Source organism: Bacillus sp. UNCCL81 (assembly GCF_900112535.1).
GTDB classification, from domain to species: Bacteria; Bacillota; Bacilli; order Bacillales; family Bacillaceae_G; genus Gottfriedia; species Gottfriedia luciferensis_B.
Window position 1 is genome coordinate 1 of the sequence record NZ_FOMF01000007.1, and the last position, 15,523, is coordinate 15,523.

A 15,523-nucleotide genomic window follows, 5' to 3' on the forward strand; every position below is an offset into this window, starting at 1 on the left:
GCTCCGTCTGCTCCTGTTGCTCCTGCTGGACCTGTTGCTCCTGCTGGGCCTGTCGCTCCGTCTGCTCCTGTTGCTCCCGCTGGACCTGTTGCTCCCGCTGGGCCTGTTGCTCCTGTTGGACCTATTGGACCTTGTGGACCTTGTGGACCTTGTGGACCTGTTGCTCCTGTTGCTCCTGTTGGACCTGTAATTCCTGTTGGACCTGGAACACCTGGTGGCAATGGTGCTCCCGTAGGACCTGTTGGAGCTGGTGGTAGTGGTAAGACTGGTGGTAATTGTGGGCCTGGTGGGCCTGGTGGTATTGGCAAATAGATACACCTCCAAAAATATTTTGACGTACACTTTATCTTATTTTTGTTGGACAAGTTTGTTTGGATTTTAATACTATTTCTATTAAAAATCCGCAAAAAAACTCTACTTACTAGATTCAAAACTATCATTGATAGCCAAATGTGATCTAGTTTAGTAGAGTCATTGTTAAAATATTTTTCTTACTTCTATTTATTAATTAGTTTATAGCTACTCCTGCGCTAGCATATCCAGTAACAGTATTGATAAGGCTAGCACCGTTTGCAGTTGCAGTAAATACCATCATTAAACGAGTTTGTGCTGCAATTGGTACTGCTAAAGGTGTAGAAATACCGCTAGTGATTTGGCCTATTGTAAGCGGACCTGCTAGAGCCGGTAAAGTGACACTTGCACCTGCAACTGGAGTAAAGTTATTACTATTTACTGGTGCACTATATAATTGTGCAGTGACAGTAATACTTGTTCCTAAAATATTTAAAGCTACTACATTACTATAAGATGCGGAAATAGCCGTAATTGTACCAGCTCTAGGCATTGAGAATGCAAAATCAAGAATTTCAGTTGGTAAACCAGTTCCAGTTAAATCAATCGCTGGTCCAGGAAGTAATGCAACATTCGGAATTGAACTTCCAAATCCTACAAGACCTGCTGTTCCTGCTAATCCGCCTAAAACTGTTGACATTACTACTGGTGCACCTGATGCAAACGGAATGATTGCACCTGTACCTGCTATTCCAGTTGCCCCTGCTGGGCCTGTTGCTCCTGCTGCTCCTGGTGTTCCTGCTGGACCTGCTGGACCTGTTGCTCCTGCTGCTCCTGGTGTTCCTGCTGGACCTGCTGGACCTGTTGCTCCCGCTGGACCTGTTGCTCCTGCTGCGCCCGGTGTTCCTGCTGGACCTGTTGCTCCTGCTGGGCCTGTCGCTCCTGGTGCTCCTGGTGTTCCTGCTGGGCCTGTTGCTCCTGCTGGGCCTGTCGCTCCTGGTGCTCCTGGTGTTCCTGCTGGACCTGTTGCTCCTGCTGCGCCCGGTGTTCCTGCTGGACCTGTTGCTCCTGCTGGGCCTGTTGCTCCTGCTGCGCCCGGTGTTCCTGCTGGACCTGTTGCTCCTGCTGGGCCTGTTGCTCCTGCTGGGCCTGTCGCTCCTGGTGCTCCTGGTGCTCCTGGTGTTCCTGGTGTTCCTGGTGTTCCCGCAGGGCCTGTTGCTCCTTGTGGACCTGGTGACCCTTGTGGACCTGCTGGACCTGTTGCTCCTGGAACTCCAGCTGGACCTGCTGAGCCTGTTGCTCCTGCTGGACCTGGGATTCCTTGTGGACCTGTTGCTCCCGCTGCTCCTGGTGTTCCTGCTGGGCCTGTTGCTCCTGCTGGACCTGTTGCTCCTGCTGGGCCTGTTGCTCCTGCTGGGCCTGCTGGGCCTCCTGAAGGACCTGTAACTCCCGCTGGACCTGTTGCTCCTGTTGCTCCTGCAGTACCCGGAGTTCCTGCTGGTCCCATTGGCCCCATTGGACCCATTGGACCCATTGGACCTCTTGGACCTCTGTCTCCATCTTCCCCTTCTTTTCCTCGTTTACCTCTTTCTCCACGAGGACCTTGTTGACCTTCAGGACCGCGTGGACCTGTAGCTCCTGTTGGACCTGTTGGACCCATTACTGGTCTTGGAAGGAATGAAGAAATTTGTTGTAATAACTCTGATTGTTCTGTGCTTTGTGTAGTATCTGATTGATTTGGTTCTTCTGATGGTTGTTGTGGTAGTGGTGGAATTGGTGGTAGTGGCAAAAAAATACACCTCTCAAAAAAATTTTAATTGTACAATTTATAGTATAAAAAAAGGACAAATTGGTTCATTATTATCAAAAAAATGAGTCAAAAAACATGTACAAATTCATTATTATTTTAATATAATAATTCTAACCTTAAATACTTTTTTATTCATATTGGTTAAAAATAGGAAATCCAGGTATACCTACAGCACAAAAAAACCAAATTCTAAAAAAAGAATTTGGTTTTTTTTACATTAATTATATTAATTATTTACCCACGTAATTGAGCATTATGTGTTTCTTCTACAGCTTTTAAAACTTTTGAATGAGCTTTAGTTACTTCTTCATCCGTTAAAGTGCGTTCTGGATCGAAATATGTTAATGAGAAGGCAACTGATTTTTTACCAGCTTCCATCTTATCACCTTCGTATAAATCAAAGATTGTAGCATCCTTTAGAAGTCTTCCACCAGTTGAACGAATTGTAGATAAAATATCACCAGCAAATACTTTTGATTCAACTACTAATGCCATATCTCGGTTCATTGATGGGAAACGAGGAATTGCATTATATAAAATATCATCAAATTCAGTATTTAATAGTTTTTCAAGAGATAATTGGAATACATATGTTTCTTTAAGATCCCACTCTTTTTGAGTAACAGGATGAACTTGACCGATAAAACCAATTTCTTCTCCGTTTAATAAGATACTTGCTGTACGTCCTGGATGTAATTCTTCTTTTTTAGAAGCAAGATAAGTTATTTTATTTGATAAACCTAATTCATTAAATAAACCGTCTAAAATACCTTTTACAACATAGAAATCCACAGCTTTTTTCTCGCCTTGCCAAGCATGTTGCAACCATAAACCAGTTAATGCTCCTGCTAAATATTCTTCTTCATGAGGAAGATCGTTCTTTTCCTTTGTTAAGAATACAGAGCCTGTTTCGAATAGTTGAACATTTTCTTCTTTACGTGCAACATTATAGGAAATAGCATCTAATAAATGTGGTACTAAACTGAAACGTAGCTCACTGCGTTCTTCACTCATAGGTAATGCTAAACGTACAGGTTCTGCATCTACTGTTTCTAGTGCAAAGCGTTTTACTTTATTATTGCTAGTTAGAGAGTAAGTTACAGCCTCGTAAAGACCTGCATGCTGTAAATACTGACGAATTTTTCTACGTTTTGCTTGATAAAGTGTTAATTGTCCACGACTAGCAACACCTGTTGGTAAAGTAGCAGGAATATGATCATAGCCATATAGTCTTCCTACTTCTTCAACTAAATCTTCTTCTATTGAAATATCTCCACGACGACTTGGTACAGTAACTGTAAATACTTCACCATTCCCAGTAGCATCTAATCTTAAGCGACGGAAAATATCTTTTACTGTCTCAGCATCAATTGATGTACCAAGTACACCATTAATCTTACTTACAGAAACTGATACTTTTTTAGCAGCTTCAACTAAATTGTCGGCAATTACAGTACCTTCTTCAATAGTTCCACCAGCTAGTTCAGCCATTAACTGAGCAGCACGTTCAGAAGCAGGCAATGTACGAGAAGCATCAATACCTTTTTCAAAACGAGCACTTGAATCACTACGTAAGCCTAGGTCTTTTGAAGTTTGGCGAACACTTTGACCTCTGAAAACAGCTGATTCAATTAAAACGTCTACAGTATCCACATCAACTTCAGTACTTTGACCACCCATTACACCTGCAACTGCTACAGCTTCTTTCTCAGTTGCGATTACTAAATTATGTGGCTGTAATGTACGCTCTTCACCATCAAGTGTAACGATCTTTTCGTTTTCTTTCGCATGACGAACGATAATTTGATTACTATTTAATTTATTAAAATCAAACGCGTGTAAAGGTTGACCATATTCAATTAAAATATAGTTCGTAATATCAACCACATTATTAATCGGACGAATACCAGCACTCATTAAACGAGCTTGCATCCATAATGGAGAAGGACCAATTTTTACACCTTTAACTAATTTAGCACTATAATATGGTGCATCTTCTTTTGATTCAATTGAAACTGAAACATATTCAGCAGTTGATGCTGATTGTGCGCTAATCGCTGGAAGTTTCACATCACGATCTAAAATTGCAGCTACCTCATAGGCAACACCAATCATATTTAAGCAATCAGCACGGTTTGGTGTTAAACCAAGTTCTAATACTGCATCATCACGATATAATACGTCTAATGCGTCTGCTCCTACTTCTGCATCACTTGGTAAAACAAAAATGCCATTTGAGAATTCTTTTGCCACTACTTTGCCTTCAATTCCTAATTCTTGAAGAGAGCAAATCATTCCTTCAGAAACTTCTCCACGTAATTTTGCTTTTTTAATTTTGAAATTCCCCGGTAAAACAGCGCCTACTTTTGCTACGATTACTTTTTGACCTTTAGCAACATTTGGTGCGCCACAAATAATTTGTACTGGTTGTTCTTCTCCAACATCAACAGTACATTTTGATAATTTATCTGCCTCTGGATGTTGTTCACGTTCCATTACATAACCAACAACAACATTTTTAATTCCCTCTGAAAGATGATTAACACCTTCAACTTCAATTCCTGCTTTTGTTATTAATTTTGCAAGCTCGTCTGGTGTTACACCACTTAAATCAACGTATTCTTGTAACCATTTTGTTGATACAAACATGTTTTGTCCCTCCTACCTTACATTTGTTGGAATTGTTTTAAGAATCTTATATCGTTCGTATAGAAATGACGAATATCATCAATACCATATTTTAATAATGCAATACGTTCTGGACCCATACCGAAAGCAAATCCTTGAACTTCTTTTGGATTATAACCGGCCATCTCAAGTACGTTCGGATGTACCATTCCCGCACCTAAAATTTCAATCCATCCAGTGTGCTTACACATGTTACAGCCTTTGCCTCCACATTTCATACAAGAAATATCCATTTCTACTGAAGGCTCAGTGAATGGGAAGAAGCTTGGGCGTAAGCGAATTTCACGATCTTCACCAAACATTTTTTTCGCAAAAAGCTGTAAAGTACCTTTTAAGTCACTCATTGAAATGTTTTCACCAATTACAAGTCCTTCGATTTGCATAAATTGGTGAGAATGCGTAGCATCATCGTCATCACGGCGATAAACTTTACCAGGACAAATTATTTTAATTGGTCCTTTTTCCACATTCGCTTCCATTGTTCTAGCTTGAACAGGTGAAGTATGCGTTCTCATTAATGTTTCTTCAGAAATATAGAATGAATCCTGCATATCACGAGCTGGATGACCTTTTGGTAAATTTAATGCTTCGAAATTATAATAGTCCTTTTCTACTTCTGGACCTTCTGCAATCTCATATCCCATTCCAATAAATAAATCTTCAATTTCTTGAATAACCGCTCTTAATGGATGAGCTCCACCTGCATGAACTGGTCTTCCTGGAAGTGTTACGTCAATTGATTCGCTTTCTAATTTTTCATTAATTGCATTTTGTTCTAATACAACTTGCTTTGCTTCAAGTTTTTCTTGGATTGCCGCACGTACTTCATTTGCAACAGCCCCCATTTTTGGGCGCTCTTCAGGAGATAAATCCTTCATTGCTTTCATTGCCTCAGTAATCGGACCTTTTTTTCCTAGATAGGCAATTCTTATTTCATTTAATGCTTTTAAATCTGTTGCTTCTTCTATTTGCTTAATCGCTTCTGATTGTAAAGAAACTAAACGCTCTTGCATGAATAATCCTCCTATTCAAATTCATAAATTTAAACATAAAAAAACCTCGCTCCCAAAAAAGGGACGAGGATTGATCGCGGTACCACCCTAATTAACAGTTATTATGTTACAGAAACTAACTGCTCACTTCATTCATATAACGGTCTACTTAGATAGACCGAGTCGCCTTTACATTCAAAAATGGTCCCGGCGCTAGCTCAAGAGGTGAATTCAATTTGGTCTACTATAAAAGTGCTTACAGTCTACGGCACCTTTTCCCTAAATAGAGATTCAAATTTACTATTCTCTGTCAAAGCTTTTTATGTATTAAATTTTCTTAATTAATTATATTGATTTTTTGCAATTAATGCAACTGCTCAACAAAATTATTTACTAAATGATTTGAATCATTTTTACTGACCAAGAAAGCTCGAATGAGCCTTCTATATTTTTTCACAGGCTATACATTAGAATCCCTGCTGCAATACCAACGTTTAATGATTCCGCTTTACCATAAATCGGTATATATAGATTTTCATCAGTTAATGAAAGTAATGTTGAATTCACACCTTTTCCTTCATTTCCTACAATAATGGCAAAACGATTTGTAACATTTACTTCATTAAATGGTTTTGCATTTTGAAGAGATGTTCCGTAAACAGTTATTCCTTTATCTTTCAAATTAGAAACTGCTTCAACTAAATCCCCACGTAATATTGGTAAATGGAATAATGATCCTTGGGTGGATCGAATTGTTTTAGCATTATATAGGTCACTTGTACCTGAACCTAAAATAACCCCATCAAAACCAGCAGCATCCGCTGTTCGAATCATTGTTCCAACATTCCCTGGATCTTGAACCTCATCAATTAATAATAACTTTGACACTTTCTCAAAATCAATTCTTACAAAAGAAAATTCAAGAATTGCATAAATACCTTGAGATGTTTCTGTTTCGCTTAATTCTTTACTAACCTCTTTTGATATATACGTAATGTCAAATGACCCTGTTGAAAAATTAGAAGGTAAGTCAATCTCTTCACTAATTAATAAATGAAGAATCGGTGCATCATGCTTAATTGCCTCCTCGACTAAATGAAAACCTTCTACGATATATTGTTTAGCTTTATCTCTTCCTTTTTTTGTATGTAGCTTTTTCCAAGCCTTAACAGAATTATTTTGTATGGAATCAATTTGTTTCATAAGTTTCCTTTACCTTTCATCGTATCTCATATGAGTTTATCATACATAAAATCGTTTCCGTTTACAAATACTACATAAAGCTTAATATGAAAGGAGAATCCAAATGAATTTTAATATTCGCGGAGCAGTTCTTCACAATATTTCAGGTAATAAAAGTGATCAATTAGAAGCAACAATTGTAGATGCTATTCAAAGTGGCGAGGAAAAAGTATTACCAGGTTTAGGTGTACTTCTCGAAGTTTTTTGGAATCACGCGTCAGAAAATCAAAAGCATGAACTACTTACAGTTTTAGAAAATGGAGTAAGTCAGTAATCTAATCTGTTATAAACATAGAAAAGGACTAACGAAAGTTTTTAACTTTTCGTTAGTCCTTTTATTTTGGCTATTTTGTTTTACCTTTTAAATCATCGATTGAATTGATCTTCATATATTTTGGGACGACTAAGCCTAATTTTGTCCCTTTTAAATTCGGCCCAAGATCAACCAATTGTTTTTTGTACTCATTCATGTAATCTTGATGAGTTGTCGGAAGCCAAGCTGCGACCATTGCATCAGCACTTCCATCTGAGATACCAGCAAACATCGGTCCTGCCTCGACTTGTTTTAATGTAACGTCATATCCTTGATTCTCAAGTACTTTTCCAATCACATTTGTACTGGCAACTTCAGATTCCCATGAAACATAAACGAGACTAATTTTTTCGCCATTTCCTTTTGAAGCATCTTTCGTCCAATTATTTACTTGATCTTGATGCTTTTTAATCCATTTCGCCGCTGCATTTTCAGGTTTTGCACCGTCTTGAATATTACTCATCACTTCTTCCATATCAGATGGTTTCCATGAAAAGTTATCTAAAATCTTGTACGCACCAGGAGCATCTTCTTTTAATCCTTTTCTAACCACTGTATGAATTTCTTCATCCTTACCAAATGACCCTTTTGGATCTTCTAAATACTTTAATTTATATTTTGAAAACATCCAGTGTGGTGTCCATCCTGTAACGATTATAGGTTCCTTATTTTCATACGCTTTTTTCAATTCAGCAGTCATTGCTGCAGAAGATCCTTCTTTTAGAGTCCAATCCTTTAAATCATAATCCTTCATCGCTTTTTCAGTTGCTTTCATTAACCCAGCTCCTGGATCAATTCCGGTAATCTCAAAATTAACCTGAGAACCTATTTTATTTGAAGCTGTTTTTTGATCCTTGCCACCTGCAAAGGCAACTGAAATGGCCGAAATACAAAAGATTAATAAAGTAAATCCATAAACATATTTTTTAGCAAATTTTTTCCCATAAGCAGGTTGACGAAGGTTTTGTGAAATTCGATCAAGAATAATTGCCACGATAACAATTGATATACCTGCCTCAAAGCCCTCACCTACTTTAATCTGAGTTACAGCACGGTAAACCTCTGCCCCTAATCCTGGAGCTCCTACTAGTGATGAAATAACTACCATCGATAATGCAAGCATAATACTTTGATTTATACCAGCTAAAATTGTAGGTGCTGCTAAAGGTAGCTGTACTTTAAAGAGTCTTTGCCACGTTGTTGATCCAAAAGCATTAGATGCCTCTATTAAATCACTTGGAACCTCTCGAATACCTAAATTCGTTAATCGAATTGTTGGTGGAATTGCAAAAATGACAGAAGCTAAAATACCAGGAACTACACCAATTCCGAAAAAGAGAATTGCTGGAATTAAATAGACAAATGCTGGCATTGTTTGCATAAAGTCTAGTATTGGTGTAATCACTTGTTTTACTCGATCGTTTTGCGACGTCCAAATCCCTAAAGGAATTCCAATTACAACCGTAATAACGATTGATGATAAGATCAATGCTAACGATTCAACTGTAGCATCCCAAAGTCCAAGATTATCGATTAATAACAAGCCAAGTAATGTAAACAGACCAACTGTCCACCTACTTGTATAAAAAGCAAGTAATGAAATTAATATTATTAGAATAATAGATGGGCCAAGTCCTAAAACTTTAACAAGGTTATTTAAAAGGGTTTCTGTGATGTTGGTTATTGCGCCAAATAGAGGATGGAACGTTTTAATAATTAGATCGACAATTTTATCAATCCATTCTGCTAACGGAATTTTTGGAATACCCATATATTTAACCTCCCTTTATATTTAAATCGTCTGTTTTACCCGCTAATGCACCGATTACTGCTCCACGGATAATGACACCTTTTAATCGATCATTTTTATCTATAACTGCTAATGGTAGTACAGATGTTGCAAGTGCTCCAATTACATCCGTTAATAAAGTATCTTCATAAACAGACACAATTTCCTTCTGCATAGCTTCCTCTACCGATTTATTTTTAATAAGCGCATTTGAAGCATCATCAGCAGTAATGGCTCCAAGCAGCTTTTGTCTACGATCAACAACAAATATACTTGAATATCCTTGGTCTCGCATTACTTGTAAAGCTACACGTGGTCCACGGTCAGGCGTAATTCTTTCAGCACGTTTCTGCACATGAGCCGCCGTTAAAACTTTTGATAGGTCTACATCTTCTACAAATCGTTCAACATATTCATTGGCTGGATTTACCATGATCTCCTCAGGAGAACCAATTTGCATGATGTTACCATCTTTCATTAGAGCAATTCTATCTCCAATTCGAAGGGCCTCATCAAGGTCATGTGTTATAAATATAATCGTTTTTTTCATCGTCTCTTGCAGTTCTAATAATTCGTCCTGCATATCTTTACGAATTAATGGATCGAGCGCGCTAAATGCTTCATCCATTAATAAAATATCCGTGTCACTTGTTAGTGCCCTTGCAAGGCCAACACGTTGTTGCATACCACCACTTAATTGTGATGGGAACTGATGCTCATATCCTTTTAAGCCTACAATTTCTAATGACTTCAGAGCTTTTTCTGTTCTTTCTTCCTGTGAAATATTTTGTATTTCTAAACCATATTCTGTATTTTCAAGAATTGTCTTGTGTGGGAACAGAGCAAAATTTTGAAAAACCATACTAATTTTTTTACGACGAACATCTCTTAACTGCTGAGGATTCATTTTTACAATATCCTCATCATCGATTAAGATTTGTCCAGTAGTTGGTTCAATTAATCGATTGAGCATTCGAATCAAAGTCGATTTACCACTACCTGACAGTCCCATTACAACAAAAATTTCACCCGGGAATATTTCAAAGCTTGCATTATTTACCCCGATTGTTGAGTTTGTCTGCTCTAATATTTGCTTTTTTGAATAACCCTTTTCTAGTAACTTTATGGCGTTCTTAGGAGACTTACCGAAAACCTTTGTTACGTTTTTCACTTTAACTTTCGCTTTCATTAACTCACCTCAAAACTTTTTATTTATTTTGCTTCTCTATCTATGAAATAAGGATTCTCCCTATAAAAAAAATCAGCCAAGTACTATTTAAGTCTTGGCTCCTTAAAAACTCCATCTACAAAATTGGAGTCTAAATTTTATTTATTAGCTTTAAAAAATTCCGTAAGAAACCATTTTTCAAACTATATTTCCGAGTATCCTTATTTGAAAAGCGTGCATTCATGATAACAATAAGATATGACAAAACTATTTCAAACAAGTTATAGGAATAATACAATTTGTTTCAGTTCGATAACGTTAAAGAAGGAAAAAGTGGGAATATCAGGTTGGTTAGGTAAGTAGAAGAAGCAAAAAAACCCTTTATAAATAAGGTTTTTTCGGAGATATGAAAATTAACTTTATCAAGTAAGATTCATGAGGATGTAAAAAAGGCAGATGGTGTAATTTAGTTTCTCATAAGAGCTTCATAAGGTACTATAAAAAAAAATCCCTCAATAAATGAGGGATTGATTTTCTTAGTTATATGTTAAACGCTCCACTGTTTCGCGATCTAATCGTTTGATTACTTCTACGATTAATTTAACTGTATTTTCATAGTCATCACGATGAAGGATACCAGAATGAGAATGAATATATCTCGTTGGAATTGTGATTGCTAATGCTGGAACACCTTTCATAGTAATATGCATTGAACCAGCGTCAGTTCCTCCGCCAGGCATCGATTCGTATTGATATGGAATTCCAATTTCATCTGCTACATTTACTACAAATTCACGTAAATCTTTATGAGACACCATTGATGCATCATATAGAACGATTTGTGGGCCTTTGCCTAATTTACCTTGTGCTTCTCTTTCAGATACACCTGGCATGTCACCTGCAACACCGACATCTAATGCAAAACCTATATCTGGTTCAACTTTATATGTAGATGTTTTTGCACCACGAAGTCCTACTTCTTCTTGTACTGTTCCAACTCCAAATACAATATTTGGATGTGCTTGGCCTTGTAATTGTTCTAAAACGTCAATTGCAATAGCACAACCGATACGGTTATCCCATGCTTTTGCTAATAATAATTTTTCATTTTTCATCGTTTGGAATTCAAAATATGGAACAACTTGGTCTCCAGGACGAACGCCAAATTCTAATGCCTCTTCTTTACTTGAAGCACCGATATCAATAAACATATCCTTAATGTCTACTACTTTTCTTCTTGCTTCTGCACTCATAATATGAGGCGGTTTTGAACCAATAATACCTGTAATATTACCTTCTTTTGTTGAAATGGTAACACGCTGAGCAAGCATTACTTGTGCCCACCAGCCACCAATTGTTTGAAAACGTAAAAATCCTTTGTCATCAATTTGTGTAACCATAAATCCCACTTCATCAAGATGTCCAGCAACTTTAATTCTTGGACCATTTGGGTCTCCGGTTTTAACTGCTATTAAGCTTCCTAAATTATCAGTTACAACCTCATCAGCAAGTGGTGTAATATATTTTCTCATTACTTCACGTGGTTCATGTTCAAATCCAGCTACGCCGTTTGCATCTGTTAGTTCTTTTAACATTTGTAACTTTGCATCTAAAGTAGACAAACTCATCCATCCTTTTTTTAAATAAGATTATGTACATATAACATTATACAATTTGGGATTCCTTTTGACAAAATTTTTAGATAGTTCTTCAGCCCTCGTATTAAAACATATAAATTTTATATTAATTTTCTCCTAATTGTTTGTGGGGTATAATAATGAAGCTTATAAATAATTACTAGTTTTTTTAAAATTAACCATCTGGAGATTAATATGATAACAACTTCCGCTTTATATAAAGAAGCATTTTCCTTTATATCACAATGCTATAAGGAACTCGATAAATCCGATCAAATAGAAAAACGATTAAAAAGTATCGAAGCTGAAATTCGAGATACTGGTTTTTACACTCATACTTATGAGGAATTAGAGCACGGCGCGAAAATGGCGTGGCGCAATAGCAACCGCTGTATCGGTAGACTATTTTGGGATAAGCTTCATGTTTTAGATGCTCGCCATATTAACGATGATAAAAGTATAGAGCACGAAATATTACATCATATAAGCTATGCAACAAATTCAGGTAAGATTCTACCTACAATTACAATTTTCAAACCAAATCTAGGAACAAATAACACTCTTAAAATCCATAATCACCAGCTGATACGCTATGCTGGCTACGAAACAGAAAATGGAATAATTGGAGACCCAAAATCGATTGAATTTACAGAGGCATGTGAGAGTCTTGGTTGGAAAGGAAATGGTACTAACTTCGATATTTTGCCCATTGTTTATTCCTTAGACAATCATGAACCAAACTATTTTACGATCCCAAATGAATTTGTACTCGAAGTACCTATCGAACATCCTGAATATGATTTTTCCCCTCTAAATACTAAATGGTATGCTGTTCCGATGATATCAGATATGATTTTAGAGATTGGTGGTATATCTTATAGTGCTGCCCCATTTAATGGATGGTATATGGGAACGGAAATCGGTGCTCGAAATCTTGCTGATGAATTTCGTTTCAATCTATTGCCGAAAGTAGCAAAAATTATCGGCCAAGATACAAATAGAAACAGTACACTTTGGAAAGATCGTGCATTAGTTGAATTAAATATTGCCGTTTTATATTCATATAAAAAAAATGGTGTTAGTATTGTTGATCATCATTCTGCCGCACAGCAATTTCTCCAATTTGAAAAACAAGAAGAATCATGTGGCCGTGAATTAACGGGTAATTGGAAGTGGTTAATTCCGCCTATGTCGCCTGCTTCAACCCATGTTTTTCATAAACGATACGATGATACAATTGTTAAGCCAAATTTCTTTCCAAGATAATCATTATAGTTATAACCTTAATGAACTACACATTTGTAGTTAATTCATTAAGGTTTTTTCTATTATTTGATACAATATTAAGTATCAACATAATTTTCTAAAAATTAAAGGAGTAATTCAAAATGATTTTATATCAAAATGACAATATTACTGTATTTCAAAGTGCATTATTTCAAACAAATTCAACCGTTGTAGCAACCGACGATTGTATCATTATTGTTGATCCAACTTGGTTACCGCATGAAATCAATGAAATAAAGGAATTTGTTGAATCAATTAAAAATGAACGACCAATTTATTTATACTTTACACATGGAGATTTTGATCACATTATAGGTTATTATGCATTTCCTAACGCTAAAACGATTGGTAGTGAAAATTTACATAACCATCCTGAAAAAGAGATTAAACTATCAAAAATCCGTCAATTTTACAATGATAATTATATTAATTATGCTCAGCCAATACAATTTCCAAAAATTGATTTAATTATTAGTGAAGATGGCCAGGAAATTAAAATCGGACAAACAACATTAAGATTTTATCATTCTCCTGGACATACTAAAGATGGTTTATTCCTTTATATTGAAAATTTAGGTATATGGGTTACAGGGGATTATTTATCTGATTTTGAACTTCCGATTGTATTTGATAGTGTAAAAAGTTACTACAATACATTAGATAAGGCAGAAGAACTAATTAGTAAGTTTGAATTCTCATTGTTAGTTCCAGGCCACGGTCAAGTTTCATCAAATATAGAAGAGATTGCTACTCGAATTGAGCTAGGTAGAAGTTACTTAAAAAGACTTCAAAAAGCTGTACAGAATAATAATGAGACAGAAATAAATTCGTTAGAAAAAGAGTTTTCATTTCCATCTGGTTTCACAAAATATTGTCATGAATCAAACGTTACTAACATGAAAAAAGAATTTAGTTTCGTTTAAAAAATTATTAAAATAAAGAAAACTTGCCTATTGGCAAGCCTAAAGGCGAAGACAGAGGTTTAGTTGCACTTATACTTTATTCCTAAAATTGGATACCACGTCGAATTAACTTCCTCGTTGCCAATTTATCCTTTAAAGTGAAAAAAATCCTTAACAAATGTTAAGGATTTTTTAAACGAATTATTTTAAGTTAGCTTTTGCAGCGTTTGCTAATTCAGCAAATGCTTTTTCGTCAGCAACAGCTAGGTCAGCTAACATTTTACGGTTAACTTCGATACCTGCTAATTTTAATCCGTGCATTAAACGGCTGTAAGAAAGTCCGTTCATACGAGCAGCCGCGTTGATACGAGTGATCCATAATTTACGGAAATCACGTTTCTTTTGACGACGGTCACGGTAAGCATACATTAATGATTTCATAACTTGTTGGTTTGCAACTTTGAATAATGTATGTTTAGAACCGTAATAACCTTTTGCTAATTTAATAACCTTTTTACGACGAGCGCGTGTAACTGTACCGCCTTTAACTCTTGGCATATTGTTTCCCTCCTAGATATCTATCTAATACGTTTATCGTTCTTATTTCATGTTTGTAAGCATAAAGCGGATACGTTTGAAATCGCCTTTGCTTACTAATGAAGCTTTACGTAATTTACGTTTTGCTTTTGTAGATTTGTTAGCGAATAAGTGGCTTGTGTAAGCACGACCACGTTTTAATTTACCTGATCCAGTCTTTTTAAAACGTTTTGCTGAACCACGGTGAGTTTTCATTTTAGGCATATCGTGTTTCCTCCTCAAATAAATTACTTTTCGTTTTTAGGTGCTAAGACTAAGAACATACTACGACCGTCCATTTTTGGATGTGACTCAACAGTTGCAACTTCTGCACAAGCAGTTGAGAAACGATCAAGTACTCGTTGTCCAATTTCCTTATGCGTAATAGCGCGTCCTTTGAAGCGAATAGACGCTTTAACTTTATCGCCTTTTTCTAAGAACTTAATTGCATTACGAAGTTTTGTGTTAAAGTCATGTTCATCAATTGTAGGACTTAAACGAACTTCTTTCATGCTAATAATTTTTTGGTTTTTACGGCTCTCTTTGTCTTTCTTTTGTTGCTCGAATCGGAATTTTCCGTAGTCCATAATACGACATACAGGTGGTTTTGCCGTTGGTGCTACCATCACTAGATCAAGATTAACATTCGAAGCTAACTCAAGAGCCTCTTGTTTTGTCTTGATTCCAAGTTGATCTCCGTTAGGACCAATTAATCGAACTTCACGAGCACGAATTCCATCGTTTACCATCATGTCTTTGCTAATAGTAAAACACCTCCAAGGTATTGTAAGAATGATCTTAATTTGTTTCGTTGAAGCAATCATAACC

Annotated in this window: 14 protein-coding genes and 2 other annotated features (1 of these 16 cut by a window edge); of the genes, 3 read left to right on the plus strand and 11 right to left on the minus strand. The window is 36.4% G+C overall.

Annotated elements, in window-relative coordinates:
- From BM319_RS24920 to BM319_RS15700, 5 genes are all read right to left on the minus strand, one after another.
- On the minus strand, positions 1-308 hold a 308-nt coding region (locus tag BM319_RS24920; RefSeq protein WP_286143798.1), incomplete at its 3' end, for a hypothetical protein.
- 200 nt (positions 309-508) lie between these two features.
- Positions 509-2,080 carry an exosporium glycoprotein BclB-related protein gene (locus BM319_RS15685; RefSeq protein WP_175495627.1) on the minus strand — a complete coding sequence of 524 codons (1,572 nt, stop codon included), beginning with the start codon at positions 2,078-2,080 and terminating at the stop codon, positions 509-511.
- A gap of 255 nt (positions 2,081-2,335) precedes the next feature.
- Positions 2,336-4,750, minus strand: a complete 2,415-nt coding sequence (gene pheT, locus BM319_RS15690; protein WP_025568438.1) for a phenylalanine--tRNA ligase subunit beta — start codon at positions 4,748-4,750, stop codon at positions 2,336-2,338.
- Between the two features lie 17 nt (positions 4,751-4,767).
- Entirely contained in the window at positions 4,768-5,802 is a 1,035-nt protein-coding gene (pheS, locus tag BM319_RS15695) for a phenylalanine--tRNA ligase subunit alpha (protein WP_025568437.1), read from the minus strand.
- A gap of 56 nt (positions 5,803-5,858) precedes the next feature.
- Positions 5,859-6,104: a binding site (T-box leader), on the minus strand.
- Between the two features lie 130 nt (positions 6,105-6,234).
- Positions 6,235-6,984 carry a TrmH family RNA methyltransferase gene (locus tag BM319_RS15700; protein ID WP_029715264.1) on the minus strand — a complete coding sequence of 250 codons (750 nt, stop codon included), beginning with the start codon at positions 6,982-6,984 and terminating at the stop codon, positions 6,235-6,237.
- A gap of 103 nt (positions 6,985-7,087) precedes the next feature.
- On the opposite strand from BM319_RS15700, the gene sspI reads away from it, so the two are divergent.
- Entirely contained in the window at positions 7,088-7,297 is a 210-nt protein-coding gene (sspI, locus tag BM319_RS15705) for a small acid-soluble spore protein SspI (protein WP_025568436.1), read from the plus strand.
- Between the two features lie 70 nt (positions 7,298-7,367).
- Here the strand turns inward: sspI and BM319_RS15710 are convergent, their stop codons facing one another.
- From BM319_RS15710 to BM319_RS15720, 3 genes are all read right to left on the minus strand, one after another.
- Positions 7,368-9,107 carry a glycine betaine ABC transporter substrate-binding protein gene (locus tag BM319_RS15710; RefSeq protein WP_025568435.1) on the minus strand — a complete coding sequence of 580 codons (1,740 nt, stop codon included), beginning with the start codon at positions 9,105-9,107 and terminating at the stop codon, positions 7,368-7,370.
- Between the two features lie 4 nt (positions 9,108-9,111).
- Entirely contained in the window at positions 9,112-10,314 is a 1,203-nt protein-coding gene (locus BM319_RS15715; RefSeq protein WP_025568434.1) for a quaternary amine ABC transporter ATP-binding protein, read from the minus strand.
- A 515-nt stretch (positions 10,315-10,829) separates the two neighbouring features.
- A complete protein-coding gene (locus tag BM319_RS15720; protein ID WP_483295443.1) occupies positions 10,830-11,921 on the minus strand; it encodes a M42 family metallopeptidase in 1,092 nt (363 codons plus the stop codon).
- A 204-nt stretch (positions 11,922-12,125) separates the two neighbouring features.
- Here BM319_RS15720 and BM319_RS15725 point away from each other — a divergent pair, with 204 nt between their 5' ends.
- Both BM319_RS15725 and BM319_RS15730 read left to right on the plus strand, forming a co-directional pair.
- Positions 12,126-13,196, plus strand: coding sequence for a nitric oxide synthase oxygenase (locus BM319_RS15725; protein WP_025568432.1), 1,071 nt, complete (start codon positions 12,126-12,128; stop codon positions 13,194-13,196).
- Between the two features lie 122 nt (positions 13,197-13,318).
- Positions 13,319-14,140 carry an MBL fold metallo-hydrolase gene (locus tag BM319_RS15730; RefSeq protein ID WP_025568431.1) on the plus strand — a complete coding sequence of 274 codons (822 nt, stop codon included), beginning with the start codon at positions 13,319-13,321 and terminating at the stop codon, positions 14,138-14,140.
- 180 nt (positions 14,141-14,320) lie between these two features.
- Here BM319_RS15730 and rplT read toward each other — a convergent pair whose 3' ends face one another.
- From rplT to infC, 3 genes are read right to left on the minus strand one after another with little or no spacing between them, the layout of a single operon-like run.
- Positions 14,321-14,677 (minus strand): 50S ribosomal protein L20, encoded by a 357-nt coding sequence (gene rplT, locus BM319_RS15735; RefSeq protein WP_025568430.1) that lies wholly within the window; start codon positions 14,675-14,677, stop codon positions 14,321-14,323.
- A gap of 42 nt (positions 14,678-14,719) precedes the next feature.
- Positions 14,720-14,920 (minus strand): 50S ribosomal protein L35, encoded by a 201-nt coding sequence (gene rpmI, locus BM319_RS15740; RefSeq protein WP_025568429.1) that lies wholly within the window; start codon positions 14,918-14,920, stop codon positions 14,720-14,722.
- Between the two features lie 23 nt (positions 14,921-14,943).
- The gene (gene infC / locus BM319_RS15745; protein WP_069034593.1) at positions 14,944-15,447 is read right to left on the minus strand and encodes a translation initiation factor IF-3; all 504 of its coding nucleotides are present in this window, start codon (positions 15,445-15,447) and stop codon (positions 14,944-14,946) included.
- A gap of 74 nt (positions 15,448-15,521) precedes the next feature.
- Positions 15,522-15,523 (minus strand) — a sequence feature (ribosomal protein L20 leader region) (it continues 125 nt past the right edge of the window).

What these genes read in the sequence shown, in the direction of transcription:
- pheT (WP_025568438.1), bottom strand. Translation starts at nt 4,750, where the DNA reads ATGTTTGTATCAACAAAATGGTTACAAGAATACGTTGATTTAAGTGGT.
- pheS (WP_025568437.1), bottom strand. Translation starts at nt 5,802, where the DNA reads ATGCAAGAGCGTTTAGTTTCTTTACAATCAGAAGCGATTAAGCAAATA.
- BM319_RS15700 (WP_029715264.1), bottom strand. Translation starts at nt 6,984, where the DNA reads ATGAAACAAATTGATTCCATACAAAATAATTCTGTTAAGGCTTGGAAA.
- sspI (WP_025568436.1), top strand. Translation starts at nt 7,088, where the DNA reads ATGAATTTTAATATTCGCGGAGCAGTTCTTCACAATATTTCAGGTAAT.
- BM319_RS15710 (WP_025568435.1), bottom strand. Translation starts at nt 9,107, where the DNA reads ATGGGTATTCCAAAAATTCCGTTAGCAGAATGGATTGATAAAATTGTC.
- BM319_RS15715 (WP_025568434.1), bottom strand. Translation starts at nt 10,314, where the DNA reads ATGAAAGCGAAAGTTAAAGTGAAAAACGTAACAAAGGTTTTCGGTAAG.
- BM319_RS15720 (WP_483295443.1), bottom strand. Translation starts at nt 11,921, where the DNA reads ATGAGTTTGTCTACTTTAGATGCAAAGTTACAAATGTTAAAAGAACTA.
- BM319_RS15725 (WP_025568432.1), top strand. Translation starts at nt 12,126, where the DNA reads ATGATAACAACTTCCGCTTTATATAAAGAAGCATTTTCCTTTATATCA.
- BM319_RS15730 (WP_025568431.1), top strand. Translation starts at nt 13,319, where the DNA reads ATGATTTTATATCAAAATGACAATATTACTGTATTTCAAAGTGCATTA.
- rplT (WP_025568430.1), bottom strand. Translation starts at nt 14,677, where the DNA reads ATGCCAAGAGTTAAAGGCGGTACAGTTACACGCGCTCGTCGTAAAAAG.
- rpmI (WP_025568429.1), bottom strand. Translation starts at nt 14,920, where the DNA reads ATGCCTAAAATGAAAACTCACCGTGGTTCAGCAAAACGTTTTAAAAAG.
- infC (WP_069034593.1), bottom strand. Translation starts at nt 15,447, where the DNA reads ATGATGGTAAACGATGGAATTCGTGCTCGTGAAGTTCGATTAATTGGT.